This window comes from Novosphingobium sp. SL115 (assembly GCF_026672515.1).
Lineage (GTDB): Bacteria > Pseudomonadota > Alphaproteobacteria > Sphingomonadales > Sphingomonadaceae > Novosphingobium.
The window spans coordinates 1,560,043-1,573,930 of sequence record NZ_JAPPRG010000002.1; the positions used below are offsets into that span (position 1 = coordinate 1,560,043).

The window sequence follows — 13,888 nt, forward strand, 5'->3', positions numbered from 1 at the left end:
AAGCTGTCATCTTGGGTTAAGGGCGCAAGCGGGGATCGTACACGAGGGAATCGCACGCATGAAGATCATGGCCGGCAACTCCAACCTGCCGCTCGCACGCGCCATTTCGGCCTATCTCGAAATGCCGCTGACCGACGCCAGCGTGCGCCGCTTTGCTGACGAAGAAGTTTTCGTGGAAATCCACGAGAACGTGCGCGGCGAAGACGTGTTCGTGGTGCAGTCCACCGCATACCCTGCGAACGACAACCTGATGGAACTGCTGATCTGCATCGACGCGCTGCGCCGTGCATCGGCCAAGCGGATTACCGCAGTGGTTCCCTATTTCGGCTATGCCCGTCAGGACCGGAAACCCGGCCCGCGCACGCCAATTTCGGCCAAGCTGGTGGCTAACCTGATTACCGAAGCCGGTGCAGACCGTGTGCTTTCTGTCGATCTGCACGCCGGGCAGATTCAGGGCTTCTTCGACATTCCCACCGACAACCTGTTTGCAGCCCCGGTGATGGCGGCGGACATTCAGACCCGGTATGGCGCGCAGGAACTGATGGTGGTTTCGCCCGACGTTGGCGGTGTGGTGCGCGCCCGCGCGCTGGCCAAGCGGCTGAACAATGCCCCGCTGGCGATTGTCGACAAGCGCCGTGACCGCCCCGGCCAGTCAGAAGTGATGAACATCATCGGCGACGTGAAGGGCCGCATGTGTATCCTGATCGACGATATCATCGATTCGGGTGGCACGCTGTGCAACGCGGCGCAGGCATTGATGGATGCGGGCGCGGCTGGCGTTTCAGCTTATATCACCCACGGCGTTCTGTCGGGCGGCGCGGTTTCGCGCGTGGCCAATTCGGCGCTGAAAGAACTGGTGATCTCCGACACGATCATGCCGACCGAAGCTACCGCGACCTGTGACCGCATCCGCGTGCTGACCGTGGCCCCGCTGATTGGTGAAGCGGTGCGCCGTATTGCTGACGAAAGCTCGGTTTCCAGCCTGTTTGACTAGAGCCATCTGGCTCTAATTCCCGGATTTCAACCGTTCCAGCCATGCACGGGCCTGCTTTGGCTCGCCCACGGCGTTGGTGGGCGGTTTTCCGCGTGAAGCCATGAATTCGTCGTGGAGCGTGAATGGCTCCATGAAAAGTTGCTCGCGCGCTTCGGCAATCTCGTCGGCCAGTTCGGTCAGGCTGTCGATCACCGGGGCGGTGGCAGCGCGCATGATCTTGTCAGCGTTATGGTCGAACAGGCCCCATTTGCCTGCTGCGGTCACTTCCAGCGCTGCGATCAGCGCTGCTGTATAGTCCGCTTCCATTTCGGAGCGGCGCTTGTCGAGACGTTCAAGACGGTCAGCCCTTGCCATTGGGCTGGCCTAGGCGCTGATGATCCGGTGCGCAATCATTCGCGCCATCATTCGTCCGATCATTCCCAGGGCTTGATCTCGCCGGGCACAAGGCGGCGGATCGCTTCGAGCCTGCGGGTCTGACGGGTTTCGAGGCCCAGCGTCATCAGGGGCTGCGGGCGTTCGACGAACTGGCGGGGACTCATTCCGAACAGCGCGGTAAATTCGCGAATCAGGTGGCTTTGATCGTAGTAGCGCAGGGCCATGGCTTCGGCTTCGGCCTGATCGGCGACGCCGCGCAAGTGGCTGGCCATATCGAGCGCGCGGGCGCGGCGCAGCACCTGTTTGGGAGGTAGGCCAAAATCGCGCCGTACGATGCGTTCCAGCCTGCGCTGATCGACGCCCAAATCCTGCGCCAACTGGGCGATGGTGACATTGGGGTCGGCAAAGGCGGCAGCTTCGAAAAGCGCGGATACGGGATCAGGTTCGCGCACGGCGCGGTCCTCGATCATCCGGCGCATCTCATGCTCCATCGCCTGCACCCATTGTTCGGGCGTGGCATCGGCTTCGAACAGGGAAAGCCAGCGCTGTTCCGGCAGAGCGAGTTCGGTGAAAGTGGCCAGCCTGTCGGTATAGTCCGGCACCGATGGGCCTTTGAGCGCATGGCACGCACCGGGACGTAGGAAGACTCCGACGCTGGTGAAACTGCCGCTGACGCTGATGGGCATACGCTGCGAATGCGGGCCGAAGAACATGGCCGCGCGATGCGATGTGCGCAGGCCATCAGCGGTGCTGGCTTCCCATTTTCCGCGCAACTGCACACGGATGCAGGCAAAATCGCTGAACAGTCCGCAATCGAGCCGGTGTTCGGGCGGAGTGTCGACCACAGTGACGTAAAAGCGGCCGACCCAGCGTTCCAGATCGGGTGAGGGGGCGCGGCTGTAGGATATGGGTTGCCCGTCGCGCGTGGCGCCTGTTGGCGATACTATTGCCTGATCCACCCCCGGCTTATTGCGACTCATGCCCTTGTGCGCCCCACTTGCACCATTGTGGCAGCAAATAGCGCGTTGCGTGCGTGGCGTCTGTGCCATTTGTCACGGGTTATGGAATGTTAATACTGCTGGCGACAAGTGCCTTCGCGGGTTGACCCGGACAGTCGCCTGCGGGCAGATGCTACGCCATGAAGCTGGACAACGATATCGCCCTCGCCCTGCGCCTTGCCGATGCGGCAGGAGACGCAATTCGCCCGTATTTTCGCACGGTTGAGGCGGAGCGCAAAGGTGATGCCACGCCGGTCACACTGGCTGACCGCGCGGCGGAAGAGGCCATGCGCCGCATTCTGACCGCAGAAGTTCCGCGCGATACGGTAATCGGTGAAGAGTTCGGCTCTACCGCTGGCACTTCCGGGCGAAGCTGGGTGCTGGACCCGATTGATGGCACGGCGGGTTTCCTTGCTGGACGGCCCATTTTCGGCACGCTGATTGCGCTGATGGTAGAAGGGTTTCCGGTGCTGGGCGTCATCGATCAGCCGATCACTGGCGAACGCTGGGTTGGCGCGGCGGGGATGGCCACCACGCTGAACGGCAAACCGGTTCGCACGCGCCAATGCCGCGAACTGATCGAGGCGACGCTGGCGACCACCGGGCCGCACTATTTTGATGACCATGACGGCGGGCACTTCATGGGCCTTGCTGCCAAGACCGACCACAAGCGCATGGTGATGGGCGGCGACTGCTATAACTACGCCATGCTGGCGACTGGGCAACTGGACGTGGTGTGCGAAGCGGGGCTGAAGCTGCACGATTGGGCAGCGTTGGTGCCGGTGGTCGAAGGCGCAGGCGGCACCATGGCCGACTGGAACGGCGATCCGCTGCACGCAGGATCAGATGGGCACGTTATCGCGCTGGGCGATCCGGCGCGGCTGGACGATGTGGTCGAGGCGCTGGCCTGCGGGCATTAGGCCGTACAGTTATCTCGCGACCAGCATGAAGGGCGCCCAGAGTGCTGGATTGCGGGCATCGGGCAGATTCCGGTCGTTCATCACTTTGAGGATGGCGCGGCGCAGCGCTTCATCGGCAGATGCGCCCTTGCGGGATGCGTCCAGCAGGGTGACTGACAGGCGGGCGGCCACGTCATCGCGCACGGGCCAGTGGCTGGCCACCACGCGGCGCGCACCGGCAAAAAGGAAGGCGCGGGCAAGGCCGGTGTAGCCTGCGGCGCTGGGCTGATCGCCCGCTGCAGTATCGCAGGCTGACAGGATCACCCAATCGGCATCAAGTTGCAGACGCGCGGCTTCTGATGCGGTGAGCAGGCCGTCATCATCGGGGCTTTCGGCTTGCGGCGGGGTGAGCACCAGTGCCGGTTCGCTTTGTGCATCAAAGGCCCCGGCGACAAGGCCGTGGGTGGCGAACAGCACCACGTTTACGCCGCTGTAGTCGAGCTTGCGCACCGCGGGTTCGGTGGCACTGGTGCCTTGCAGGACCAACGCCTGGGGCGACCGGTTGGCGACAGCGGCAATTTCGCGGGCTGCGCCGGGCAGGGGGTGCAGCCGGGCGACGCGGGTCGAGCGGCTGATGCCGCCTGCATAGAAATCTGGCCCGGCGGCCACATCTTGCGTGCCTGAAAGCGCGGGGGCGCCAATGGCGACAAGACGGCGGCTGGCCGTGGCGCGGAGCGGAGCCTGTCGTAGCGCGGCAAGCGATGGCAGCACGGACAGCGCATGGTCTTCCACCAGCCAGCGCGTATCGGCCACGGTCTTTCCGGCGCGGCTGGCCAGCAGGGTGAGGGGCAGGGCAGACAGGATATCACCCGTCACCACGCGCAGCCGCTGTTTGCGCGGGATCAGCGCGGCAATTTCGGGGGTGAAGATGGCGTCGTAAATCTGATGGGCGGCATCAACATCGAATGGCAGCAAAGTGCCGCTTTCGGTGCCAGCGCGAATGCGGCGGACCAGTGCGCGCAGGGCTTCGCGGCGGATCGGGGCATGGCCCACAGCCACGCGGTTCCCGGTGATGGCCATTGTGTAAAGGCCAAGGTCGCTTTCCTCGATCACCAGCAGCGTTTCTTCGCGGGCAAGCCGGCTTTGCGTTTCGGCAAGGGTGACCGGGCGAGGGCGTAGAAGCGAACGGAAGCCGGGGGCTTTGGTGTCAAGTTCGGTATCGAGCGCGGCCAGCGCATTGCGTGCATCGGTGACCGCCTGTTCCAGCGGCGCGCGCTGGACGGTATCTTCCTGCCCGGTGGCGCGCAGCAGCGCAGCGTCGGCGTCGGCCAGATTGCCCGCCGCTTCCTGACGACGGCGCAGCAGCAGGCCAAGGTCGGAATTGCCCGCCTGTTCGCGCGCGGTGACTGCTACGGCGGCGCGGCTGGCATCGGTTTCGACCAGCACCTGCAAGACTTCGAAGGCGAAATCGTTGTCGCGCGCCAGCACGGCGGTTTCCAGCGCATGGCTATAGGCCTCGATATTGTCGATCACGCCGACGACGCGGTTTTTCGACACTTCAAGGCTGTTGTTGGCAGCAATGGAAGTGCGGAAGGCATCGCGCACTTCGGCCAGCCCTTCGACCACGCGCCCGCGCCGCGCCTTGATCCAGCCCAGCGAAATGCGGCTGTTTGTGGCTTGGAAATGGGTGGGGGGGCGCAGCTTTGCGATGGCGGTAGCGGCTTCTGCCGCTGTAGCCTCAGCCTGTTCGAGCCGTCCCGCATGAGCATATGACTGGGCGATCTTGAAGCGGTTGAGAGCGTAGGTGAGGGGGTGCTGTTCGGGCAGGGTTGCGATCAGTGCAGCGCCCTGTTCGCGCAGTTCCAGTCCGCGCGGGCGGTCACCCGACCGGTCGGCAGCGGTGCCCGCGCTCAACAGGGCGCTGGCCTGCGATGGAACGACTTTGTCTTCACCAAACCGTTTGGCGGCTTCTTCAAAGAAGGGCAGCGCATCACGCGGGCGATCGAGGTTGAGCAAGGCAATGCCTAGATTACCCACGATATTTGCTTTGTCCGCATTTGACAGTCCTGGCAACGGGCGCCCTGTTTCGACTGCCGTTCGCAGCCATGGTATGGCTTCGCTGTTCCGCCCCTGAAGGAGTAGTTCAGAGCCAAGTTGATTGGGCAAGCGTGACTGCAACGGGTCAGCGGCGGAAAGCTCTGGCAGGACTGCGACCAATTCACGGATCAGAGATTCCGATTCTTGATTGCGACGCATGAAGTTCAGGGTGCGCGCATACTGAAGGCCGATCTTTACCCGTAAGCGGTTGTTTTCGGGTAAGGCTTCGCGGGCGACTTGCCATGAATGTTCGCCAAGACTTGCGGCCTCTTCCAGCTTGCTAAGGCTGGTCAGCAACTGGGTCAGGAACATTTCGGCTTCTATGGCCTCGGTGCTCTCGGGACCGTACATTTTCCGGCGGACATCCAACGTCTTGCGAACAAGGTCAGCGGCTGTGGCCGTGCGCTGCGTTTTTTCGCGCAAGGCGGCTTCGGCAAAGTCGATTTCCGCACTGACTGGCACCGATGTCTTCAGTCGGCGGGCCTCCGTCAGCGCATTTTCGGCATCTGTGTAGCGCGACAGCACGGTGTCTGCGACGATCTGGCGCGAAAGCAGCAGTGCTCGATCATCGGGTGAGCGCGTGGTTTCCAACTGCGCGGCGATTGCCCCGATGGCTTGGCCGGGCGCGATTTCCGTATCAGCTTCGTCAGGTTTAGCCTGCGTGGGCTGAATGCATAGCAGGGCCATGGCAGCGAATGCTGCCCAACGCGCGCAAGATCGCGCTGTTATGTTCCCCGTCAATTGCACCCAAGTGGGAGATAAGTGCAATTACTGCATCAAGGCAACAATGAACCGTATCGATCAGCGCACCAGCAAATGCGTTTCAGCAAGTTCGATCACCGGCACTTCCCATGGATGTGCGGCGATCAGGGCTGATAAGGCTGGCTCGATGTCGGCATCGGTGGGGGCATACGTCGTCAGGATGGCGGTGGGCGACAGCGATCTGGTGTCCGCGCTGCCCAAGGTGGGTTTGGCCTGCGGGGATGGCGTAAAGCTTTCCCATCCCAGCGAAATTTCACAGACACCGTGATAGAGGCCGAAATCGCCCAAGGGGTTGTCGGCGCGGATAATGCCAAGGATTGCGGCGGCGGTGGCGTCGCGTTCCAGCGCCTGTTGATCGCCTGAGAGCAGGGCGGTGAGCGTTTCGGGCGCGATGGGGCAATGGATTTTTACTGCCAGCACGCGGCGGCGCGAGACTGTCAAAGCCCCGCCTTCAACATCCAGTCGTGGAACAGACGCACCGGGCGCGATTGCAGGGCGCGCGGGCGGCAGACGAACCAGTAGGAATAGGGGCTGTCGACGTCGATGTCATAAAGCCGGGCAAGGCGCGAATCGTGGCTGCGATGATAGTGGTCATCATGCATGATCGCGATGCCCAGCCCCTGGGCCGCCGCTTCAAGGATCAACTGGCCCGAATCGAAATGGTCGATTGCAGCCGGTTCCAGCTTTTCAAGGTGGAGAGCCTTCTTCCACGCCTCAAAGCTCATCGGCAGATCGTTGTGGACGAGGAAGGTCTGCTTGGACAGCTTGGCCACATCGGGGCGTTCGCCCAGTTCGGCGGCCATTTCGCGCGACGTGATGGCGTGGACGCGGTTATGGTCAAGCCGCACCGAATGGAGAGACGCATCAGGCCCTTCGGACAGGACGATGGCGGCGTCGATGGTGTCGCCCAGCTTGGTCTCGGCGGCGTGGCCGGAATCAATGTCGATGTGGAGTTGCGGGTGCAGCTTGCGCAATTCGCCCAGACGCGGAAACAGGCGCTGGCTGCCGAACAGGGGCAGCACGCCCAGCCGCAGTCGCATGACTTTGCCCGTGTCGATCAGGCGGTCCACCCGGTCTGCCATTTCGTCGATCAGCGGGGCGACGGCATCGTAAAGCTGCTGGCCTTCGTCGGTCAGTTTCAAGGCCTGATGCTTGCGTTCGAACAGCGGCTTGCCGACGAATTCTTCAAGCGCGGTAAGGCGGCGCGACAGGGCCGAAGGGCTGAGCGCGAGTTCCGCCGCTGCCGTTTTTGCCGATCCGGCACGCACGACGCGAATGAATGCCTCCAGCGAACGCAGCGGGGGCAGGCGGCGAATCATCGGCTTGTCCTATTCCTCATCAACAGTTTCGGCCTGCGGCGCATGGAGCCGCAGGCGCGTGAGGCGGCGTTCATCGCCACCTGTCACTTCCAGCCGCCAGCCGCTGGCATGTTCAAGCACCCTGCCCACTGGCGGCACTTCTCCTGCCAGCACAACTGCCAGACCGCCTAGCGTATCGACGTCTTCCTCGACTTCTGCAAGCCTTGGATCAACCGTTTCCGCTACGTCATCCAGCTCTGCGCGTGCATCGGCTTCCCACGTATCTGGGTCGATACGGCGGATCAGTTCCTGCGGCGCATCATCATGCTCGTCCTCGATCTCGCCGATGATTTCCTCGACCAGATCTTCGATGGTGATGATGCCATCAGTGCCGGAATATTCATCGATAACCACGGCAAGGTGTGTGCGCTTGCTGCGCATGTCCGCCAATACGTCAAGTGCGCCCCGTGCCTGGGGCACGAACAGCGGCTGGCGCATCAAGCTGGCCCAGTCCTTTGGCGGCGGTTTGCCTGCAAGGGTCATGCCGGCAACGATACCGAACACGTCCTTTACGTGGATCATGCCGACAATTTCGTCCAGCGATTCGCCATAGACGGGCATACGGCTGTGCCCATGTTCGGCAAAGGCGGCGACCAGTTCCTCGAAGCTGGCCGATGCGGCAATGGCAATGATTTCACCACGCGGAATTGCCACGTCGTCGGCATCATGCTCGCTGAAATGCAGCAGGTTGCGCAGCATCTGGCGTTCCAGCGGCACAAGATCGCCGTTGTCGCCACGCCGATGATGCGGTTCGCCTTCGTGTTCGTCGATCGCCTCTTCGATCTGCGCACGCAGCGATTGGTCGTGGTCCGGACCTCTGAAAAAGGCCGTGATCGCGCGCCACAACGCGCGACTGCTACTGTCTGAGTCTCCAGAACGGCTGTCGCCGGTGGAGCCATTGCCCTCAGGCACTGCTTGATACCCCCTAAGTGTTCAGTCTTCGACCGCATATGGGTCGGCAATGCCCATCAGTGCAAGCGACTTCCGCTCCAGTTCTTCCATTTCCTCGGCTTCAGCTTCGCCCAGTTCATGGTCGTAACCGGCCAGATGCAGCAGGCCATGGACCACCAGATGGGTGGCGTGAACCTGCACGGACACGCCCTTTTCAGCCGCTTCGCGGGTGCAAACACCATGGGCAAGGATCATGTCGCCCAACATGCCGGGGGTATCGGTATCGCGTGCGGCGTGAAGCACTTCTTCACGGCTCAGCATTGGAAAAGAAAGGACATTGGTGGGCTTGTCTTTGGCCCGCCACTGCTTGTTCAGCGCGTGGACTTCCTCGTCATCGGCCATGACGAGGCTGACCAGCAGGTTTTCATGCGCAAGTTCGGGCACGATTTTCGCTGTGGCCTGCGCCGCGCGGTTGGCAAGGTCTTCCCAATCGATATCGTCGCCCCAGACCGGATCGATATCGATTTCAAGAATCGGTGCGATCACGCTTCTTTGCCTTCATAGGCTTCGACAATGCGCCCGACGATGGGGTGGCGCACCACATCGGCGGTGTTGAACCGGACGGTGGCGATGCCTTCGACGCCTTCGAGCCTTTGCACGGCATCGTTAAGCCCGCTGGCATTGACGCCGCCGGGAAGATCGACCTGCTTGGGGTCACCACACACTACCATGCGGCTGTTTTGGCCAAAACGGGTGAGGAACATCTTCATCTGGGCGGGTGTGGTATTCTGTGCTTCGTCAAGAATGACAAAGGCATCGGCCAACGTGCGGCCACGCATGAAGGCGATGGGCGCGATTTCGATTTCACCCGAAGCGATGCGGCGTTCCACCTGTTCCGGCGGCATGCAGTCATACAGCGCGTCGTAAAGCGGGCGCAGGTAAGGATCGACCTTTTCCTTCATGTCGCCAGGCAGGAAGCCCAGTCGTTCGCCCGCTTCGACAGCAGGGCGCGACAGGATGAGGCGCTGCACCGAGCCCGACATGAGCTGGGCCACGGCCTGAGCGACAGCGACATAGGTTTTGCCGGTGCCTGCAGGGCCGAGCGCGAAGATCACGTCGTGGGCGACCAGCGCCTTCATGTATTCGATCTGCGTGGCGCTGCGCGGGACGATGGTTTTCTTGCGCGTACGGATCATGATCGGCGGAGCGCCGCCGGGCGCACCGGTGATGATGCCTTCCAGCGTGGGTTCCACGCTCATCGCGATAAGCGATTCGACGGCACCCGAATCGAGTATCTGTCCCGATAGCAGGCGCTGATGCATGCCTTTCAGCACGTCGCGCGCGCGGGCCACGGAATCTTCCGGGCCTTCGATCATCACGCGGTTGCCGCGCGCCGAAATGTAAAACTCCCAACCGGTTTTCGATATGCACAAGATTGGTATCGAACTGGCCGAACAGCGTGCCGAGCACGGTCTGCTCATCAAATTCGACTTCGACCCGTGCGCGCCTGTGCAGGTCAGGGCGGTGCTGTTCCGGGCGATGAGGCGCCTCTTCATGGGCGCGGGGGAGTTTGCGGGGCATGTGCTCCTTTTGCGTTGGGCCTTTCAGGCAAGGCCTGAAAAAGAGAATAGGAGCGGAAGTCGCAGGCGCAAGACTTCGCCCGATTATTCCACAGCCGTTTCAGATTATATGGCCAGCAATCGAGTTCGGTCCGGCGTCGACCAGTTCGACGGTGACGATCTGCCCGATTTCGGCGTCGCCCATAAAGTGGACCGATTGCAGCCAGGGCGATTTGCCCAACAATTGCCCGGCCAGTTTGCCGCGCCGTTCGACCAGCACCTGACAGGTCTTGCCCACGCTGGCCTTGTTGAAGGCAAGCTGATCGCGGTTGAGCGCGGCTTGCAGGCGTTGCAGGCGTTCGTCCATCACGGGCGCGGGCACATGATCGGCCATGGTAGCCGCAGGCGTGCCGGGGCGCGGCGAATACTTGAAGCTGAATGCCTGTGCATAGCCCACCGCATCGACAAGGCGCAGGGTGTCTTCAAATTCGGCATCGGTTTCACCGGGGAAGCCAACGATGAAGTCACCCGACAGGGCGATGTCGGGGTTGGCAGTGCGGATACGATCGAGCAATTTCAAATAGCTGTCTGCTGTGTGGCTGCGGTTCATCGCTTTCAGCACGCGATCATTTCCGGCCTGCACGGGCAGATGCAGGAACGGCATGAGCTTGTCCACTTCGCCATGTGCGGCAATCAACCCGTCGGTCATGTCGTTGGGGTGGCTGGTGGTATAGCGGATGCGCTGAAGATCGGGGTCGGCTGCCAGTGTGCGGATCAGGCCGTCAAGGCCGATGTTGCAGCCCTTGGCATCGCTGCCCACCCAGGCATTGACGTTCTGGCCCAGCAGTGTGATTTCGCGCGCGCCGCCTGCAACCAGCAGCTTTGCCTCTTCGACCAGATCGGCAAAGGGGCGGCTGATTTCCGCACCGCGCGTATAGGGAACCACGCAGTAAGTGCAGAACTTGTCGCACCCTTCCTGCACGGTGAGGAAGGCGGTGGGGGCAGATTTGCGGCGCTTGGGCAGGGCGGCGAACTTGGCTTCGGCCGGCATGTCGGTTTCGGTGCCGCGCTTGCCCGCCACGGCATCGGCCACCATCGCGGGCAGGCGGTGATAGGCCTGCGGGCCGACCACGACCTTTACGCTGGGCGCGCGGGCCATGATTTCCTCGCCCTCTGCCTGTGCCACGCATCCGGCGACCGCAATCAGCGGGGCCGTGCCATCATTGCGGCGCAGGCGGCCAATGTCGGAATAGACCTTTTCGGTAGCCTTTTCGCGGATGTGGCAGGTGTTCAGCACGACCAGATCGGCCTCTTGCCCGTCGGCAGCGGCGGTCATCCCTTCAGCGCCCAGCAGTTCGGCCATGCGTTCGCCGTCATAGACGTTCATCTGGCAGCCGAAGCTTTTGACGCGGAATGTCTTAGGGGCGGGCGTGGCGGAAGTGGCGGGTGTTGCAGGCATGGGGCCGCCGATAGGGGATTTGCCCCGGTTTGGCTATATTGACCTGTCAGGTGAGGTTGCAGCAGCCATGGCGGCAAGTATGCGGTCGCGCGCGGCACTGGCCATGATTTTGCGATTGGCGCTTTCGGGCGCGGTCAATGGCGGCAGGAAGTGAATGGTAACCGGCAGGTTGCGGCCGCGCGCAAGGATCTTGAGGAAGTTGTCGAGGCCGGGTTCATCGCCCACCCACGCCATTGCGGGCACATCCACACCATAATCCAGCCACACCGGCTGAATGGCGATGCCCGGCGGCGGTGGATCAAGCGCGGACAGCAGCGACGATTTGAACGGGAGCAGGCCCGTGCCGTCGCTCGTGGTGCCTTCGGGAAAGATCGTCAGTGCGCCGGTATCGCTGATCGCCGTGCGCACTTGTTCAACCTGGGTATGAACCGAGCGGCGTTCATGGCGGGCGACAAACACAGTGTCGTTCATGTCGCACAGCCATTTCAGCGGGCCGACATCGGCCAGGCCGGAATGGGCAACGAAGGCGCTGCCACTGGCTCCTGAAATCACCGGGATATCCAGCCAGCTTACGTGGTTGGATAAAAGGAACGCGCCCTTGCGCGATGGCGCGCCGACGATGCGCGGGCGTGCGCCCGCAATTCGGCCAACGCTGCCAAGGAAGATGCGCGGCCATGGGTTGTGCAGCCGCAACAGGCGCCAGACATAATAGAGCGGCACACAGACGAACAGCATGCCGAGCATGGCAGCGATTCGCAGCGCAATGCGCGCGCGCCCGGCCAGCGAAATGCTGACGCGGTGAGGCGTGTCAGCCGTCGCGTTCAAGCTTGACGCCGTAAAGTTCCATGCGGTGATCGACGAGCCGGTAGCCCAGCTTTTCGGCGATCTGGCGCTGGAGCTGTTCCAGTTCAGGATCGACGAATTCGATGACTTTGCCGGTTTCGACATCGATCAGATGATCGTGATGCGCTTCCGGCGTGGCTTCGTACCGTGCGCGGCCATCGCCAAAATCGTGGCGATCAAGGATGCCTGCTTCTTCGAACAGGCGGACCGTGCGGTAAACCGTGGCGATGGAAATGCGCGGGTCGATAGCCGAAGCGCGTTCATGCAGCTTTTCGACATCGGGGTGGTCGTCGCTTTCCGACAGAACGCGGGCAATCGTGCGCCGCTGGTCGGTGATGCGCAGACCGCGTTCCGCGCAGAGGGCTTCGATGTCAATGGCTTGGTGCACGTTGGACCCGTCAGAAAAGAAATTGGCCAAATATGATTTCGGCCAAAATGAAATCGGCTCGCCAAGTCTATAGACAGGCGAGCCGAATCTTCAACCGCGCGCAATACGATTGCGCAGCGGGATTTGCCGTACGTGCAGCGCAGGCGTGCCTGGCTTACGAAGCGGCCTTGCGACCACGCTTGGGCGCGGGCTTGCGGCCGAGGCCGATCTTCTTGGCAAGTTCGCGGCGCTTTTCGGCATAGGCCGGTGCGACCATTGGATAGTCAGCAGGCAGATTCCAGCGTGCCCGATACTGATCCGGCGTCATGTTATAGCGCGTGGCAAGGTGACGCTTGAGCATTTTCAGCTTCTTGCCGTCTTCGAGGCAAACGATGTGATCGTTCTTGATCGAGGAACGGATCGAAACGGCCGGTTCAGGTGCCGGTTCTTCTACCGGCGCGGGCTTGTCCAGACCGGCGAGGGCAGAATAGACATTGGTGATAAGCGTGGACAGGTCGCCCACCGCAACGCTGTTGTTGCTCACATGAGCGGCAACGATATCCGAAGTGAGCGTTATCAGCGTTTCACGCATGTCATTCTGAATCTCAGTCATTGCAAAGCGACCTTCTGTGCTTGCCCATGCCGGGCTAACGGAATCTGAAAACTTAAAAGGTGATCTATATCACCTTCTATAGACAAGAAGATGAAGGATACAACCGTGCCGAGGGGATTTTCCCCATTCCAGCGCTATTTTTTAGATGAGTACGGGGCGAGATACGGAATCCTGCCAAGTATCGTATCAGTCTAGGAGGTTAAGTTCCTGGCTGATCGCATCGATACGCTGGCCGCTTGCAGTGCGGTAATATGCTGGACGCACACCAATTTCCTGAAAACCATGTGCGGCATAGAGAAACCCGGCGGGGTTATCGCGGCGCATTTCCAGAAAAATCCGCCCCATGCCATTGGCGCGAGCCTGAGAGATGAAAAAATCAAGAAGCTGATGGCCAAGACCGCGACGGCGATATTCGGGCGCAATTGCGAACAGCAGCAGTTCTTCTTCGTCAAGAATGCTGCGACCCATGAAAAAGCCTGCACAATCAGGTGCGGATTCAAGGTTTTGGGAACCATCCGGCGCGATCAGACCATAGCGGCAACTGCCCACGATCAGGGCATCAGTTACTTGCCGCCGATTCCAGGCTTCACCAAATTCCGGTGAAAAAGCCCTTTCCATGACGGACATGATGCGGTCGATGTCGTCGATCGGAGCGTCGGGTGAGCCTTGCATC

Annotated in this window: 14 protein-coding genes and 1 pseudogene; 2 read left to right on the forward strand and 13 right to left on the reverse strand. The window is 61.7% G+C overall.

The window, feature by feature from the left end; genetic code table 11:
• The first annotated feature begins 58 nt into the window (after positions 1-58).
• Positions 59-994 (forward strand): ribose-phosphate pyrophosphokinase, encoded by a 936-nt coding sequence (locus OVA07_RS09075; RefSeq protein ID WP_268171119.1) that lies wholly within the window; start codon positions 59-61, stop codon positions 992-994.
• A 12-nt stretch (positions 995-1,006) separates the two neighbouring features.
• Here OVA07_RS09075 and OVA07_RS09080 read toward each other — a convergent pair whose 3' ends face one another.
• On the reverse strand, positions 1,007-1,348 hold the full coding sequence (locus tag OVA07_RS09080) for a hypothetical protein (RefSeq protein ID WP_268171120.1): 342 nt from the start codon (positions 1,346-1,348) through the stop codon (positions 1,007-1,009).
• A gap of 59 nt (positions 1,349-1,407) precedes the next feature.
• Positions 1,408-2,349, reverse strand: coding sequence for a helix-turn-helix domain-containing protein (locus OVA07_RS09085; RefSeq protein ID WP_268171121.1), 942 nt, complete (start codon positions 2,347-2,349; stop codon positions 1,408-1,410).
• A gap of 158 nt (positions 2,350-2,507) precedes the next feature.
• Between OVA07_RS09085 and OVA07_RS09090 the strand changes: the two genes are divergently transcribed.
• Positions 2,508-3,287: an inositol monophosphatase family protein gene (locus OVA07_RS09090; protein WP_268171122.1), complete on the forward strand. Its 780-nt coding sequence runs from the start codon at positions 2,508-2,510 to the stop codon at positions 3,285-3,287.
• Between the two features lie 9 nt (positions 3,288-3,296).
• On the opposite strand, the gene OVA07_RS09095 is transcribed toward OVA07_RS09090, so the two are convergent.
• The 11 genes and pseudogenes from OVA07_RS09095 to OVA07_RS09145 form a co-directional block, all read right to left on the reverse strand.
• A complete protein-coding gene (locus OVA07_RS09095; protein ID WP_268171123.1) occupies positions 3,297-6,050 on the reverse strand; it encodes a CHAT domain-containing protein in 2,754 nt (917 codons plus the stop codon).
• A 114-nt stretch (positions 6,051-6,164) separates the two neighbouring features.
• A complete protein-coding gene (locus OVA07_RS09100) occupies positions 6,165-6,566 on the reverse strand; it encodes a hypothetical protein (RefSeq protein ID WP_268171124.1) in 402 nt (133 codons plus the stop codon).
• Positions 6,563-7,444, reverse strand: a complete 882-nt coding sequence (locus OVA07_RS09105; RefSeq protein WP_268171125.1) for a LysR substrate-binding domain-containing protein — start codon at positions 7,442-7,444, stop codon at positions 6,563-6,565. Before OVA07_RS09105 ends, OVA07_RS09100 begins: the two co-directional genes overlap by 4 nt.
• Before the next feature lie 9 nt (positions 7,445-7,453).
• Positions 7,454-8,395, reverse strand: coding sequence for a CBS domain-containing protein (locus OVA07_RS09110; RefSeq protein WP_268171126.1), 942 nt, complete (start codon positions 8,393-8,395; stop codon positions 7,454-7,456).
• A gap of 21 nt (positions 8,396-8,416) precedes the next feature.
• Entirely contained in the window at positions 8,417-8,920 is a 504-nt protein-coding gene (ybeY, locus tag OVA07_RS09115) for an rRNA maturation RNase YbeY (protein ID WP_268171127.1), read from the reverse strand.
• Positions 8,917-9,955, reverse strand: a pseudogene (locus OVA07_RS09120) (PhoH family protein). Before OVA07_RS09120 ends, ybeY begins: the two are co-directional and overlap by 4 nt.
• Positions 9,956-10,054: 99 nt before the next feature.
• A complete protein-coding gene (miaB, locus tag OVA07_RS09125) occupies positions 10,055-11,392 on the reverse strand; it encodes a tRNA (N6-isopentenyl adenosine(37)-C2)-methylthiotransferase MiaB (protein ID WP_268171128.1) in 1,338 nt (445 codons plus the stop codon).
• Between the two features lie 33 nt (positions 11,393-11,425).
• Positions 11,426-12,217, reverse strand: coding sequence for a lysophospholipid acyltransferase family protein (locus tag OVA07_RS09130; protein WP_268171129.1), 792 nt, complete (start codon positions 12,215-12,217; stop codon positions 11,426-11,428).
• Complete coding sequence (locus tag OVA07_RS09135) at positions 12,201-12,623, reverse strand: Fur family transcriptional regulator (protein WP_268171130.1); 423 nt, start codon at positions 12,621-12,623, stop codon at positions 12,201-12,203. The genes OVA07_RS09130 and OVA07_RS09135 overlap by 17 nt, the downstream gene beginning before the upstream one ends.
• A 154-nt stretch (positions 12,624-12,777) precedes the next feature.
• Entirely contained in the window at positions 12,778-13,215 is a 438-nt protein-coding gene (locus OVA07_RS09140) for a MucR family transcriptional regulator (RefSeq protein WP_268171131.1), read from the reverse strand.
• A gap of 186 nt (positions 13,216-13,401) precedes the next feature.
• Positions 13,402-13,887: a GNAT family N-acetyltransferase gene (locus OVA07_RS09145; protein WP_268171132.1), complete on the reverse strand. Its 486-nt coding sequence runs from the start codon at positions 13,885-13,887 to the stop codon at positions 13,402-13,404.
• Between the last annotated feature and the right edge of the window lies 1 nt (position 13,888).

Coding starts and splice junctions, on each gene's coding strand:
- OVA07_RS09075 (WP_268171119.1), top strand. CDS start 59: ATGAAGATCATGGCCGGCAACTCCAACCTGCCGCTCGCACGCGCCATT.
- OVA07_RS09080 (WP_268171120.1), bottom strand. CDS start 1,348: ATGGCAAGGGCTGACCGTCTTGAACGTCTCGACAAGCGCCGCTCCGAA.
- OVA07_RS09085 (WP_268171121.1), bottom strand. CDS start 2,349: ATGAGTCGCAATAAGCCGGGGGTGGATCAGGCAATAGTATCGCCAACA.
- OVA07_RS09090 (WP_268171122.1), top strand. CDS start 2,508: ATGAAGCTGGACAACGATATCGCCCTCGCCCTGCGCCTTGCCGATGCG.
- OVA07_RS09095 (WP_268171123.1), bottom strand. CDS start 6,050: ATGGCCCTGCTATGCATTCAGCCCACGCAGGCTAAACCTGACGAAGCT.
- OVA07_RS09105 (WP_268171125.1), bottom strand. CDS start 7,444: ATGATTCGCCGCCTGCCCCCGCTGCGTTCGCTGGAGGCATTCATTCGC.
- miaB (WP_268171128.1), bottom strand. CDS start 11,392: ATGCCTGCAACACCCGCCACTTCCGCCACGCCCGCCCCTAAGACATTC.
- OVA07_RS09140 (WP_268171131.1), bottom strand. CDS start 13,215: ATGACTGAGATTCAGAATGACATGCGTGAAACGCTGATAACGCTCACT.
- OVA07_RS09145 (WP_268171132.1), bottom strand. CDS start 13,887: ATGCAAGGCTCACCCGACGCTCCGATCGACGACATCGACCGCATCATG.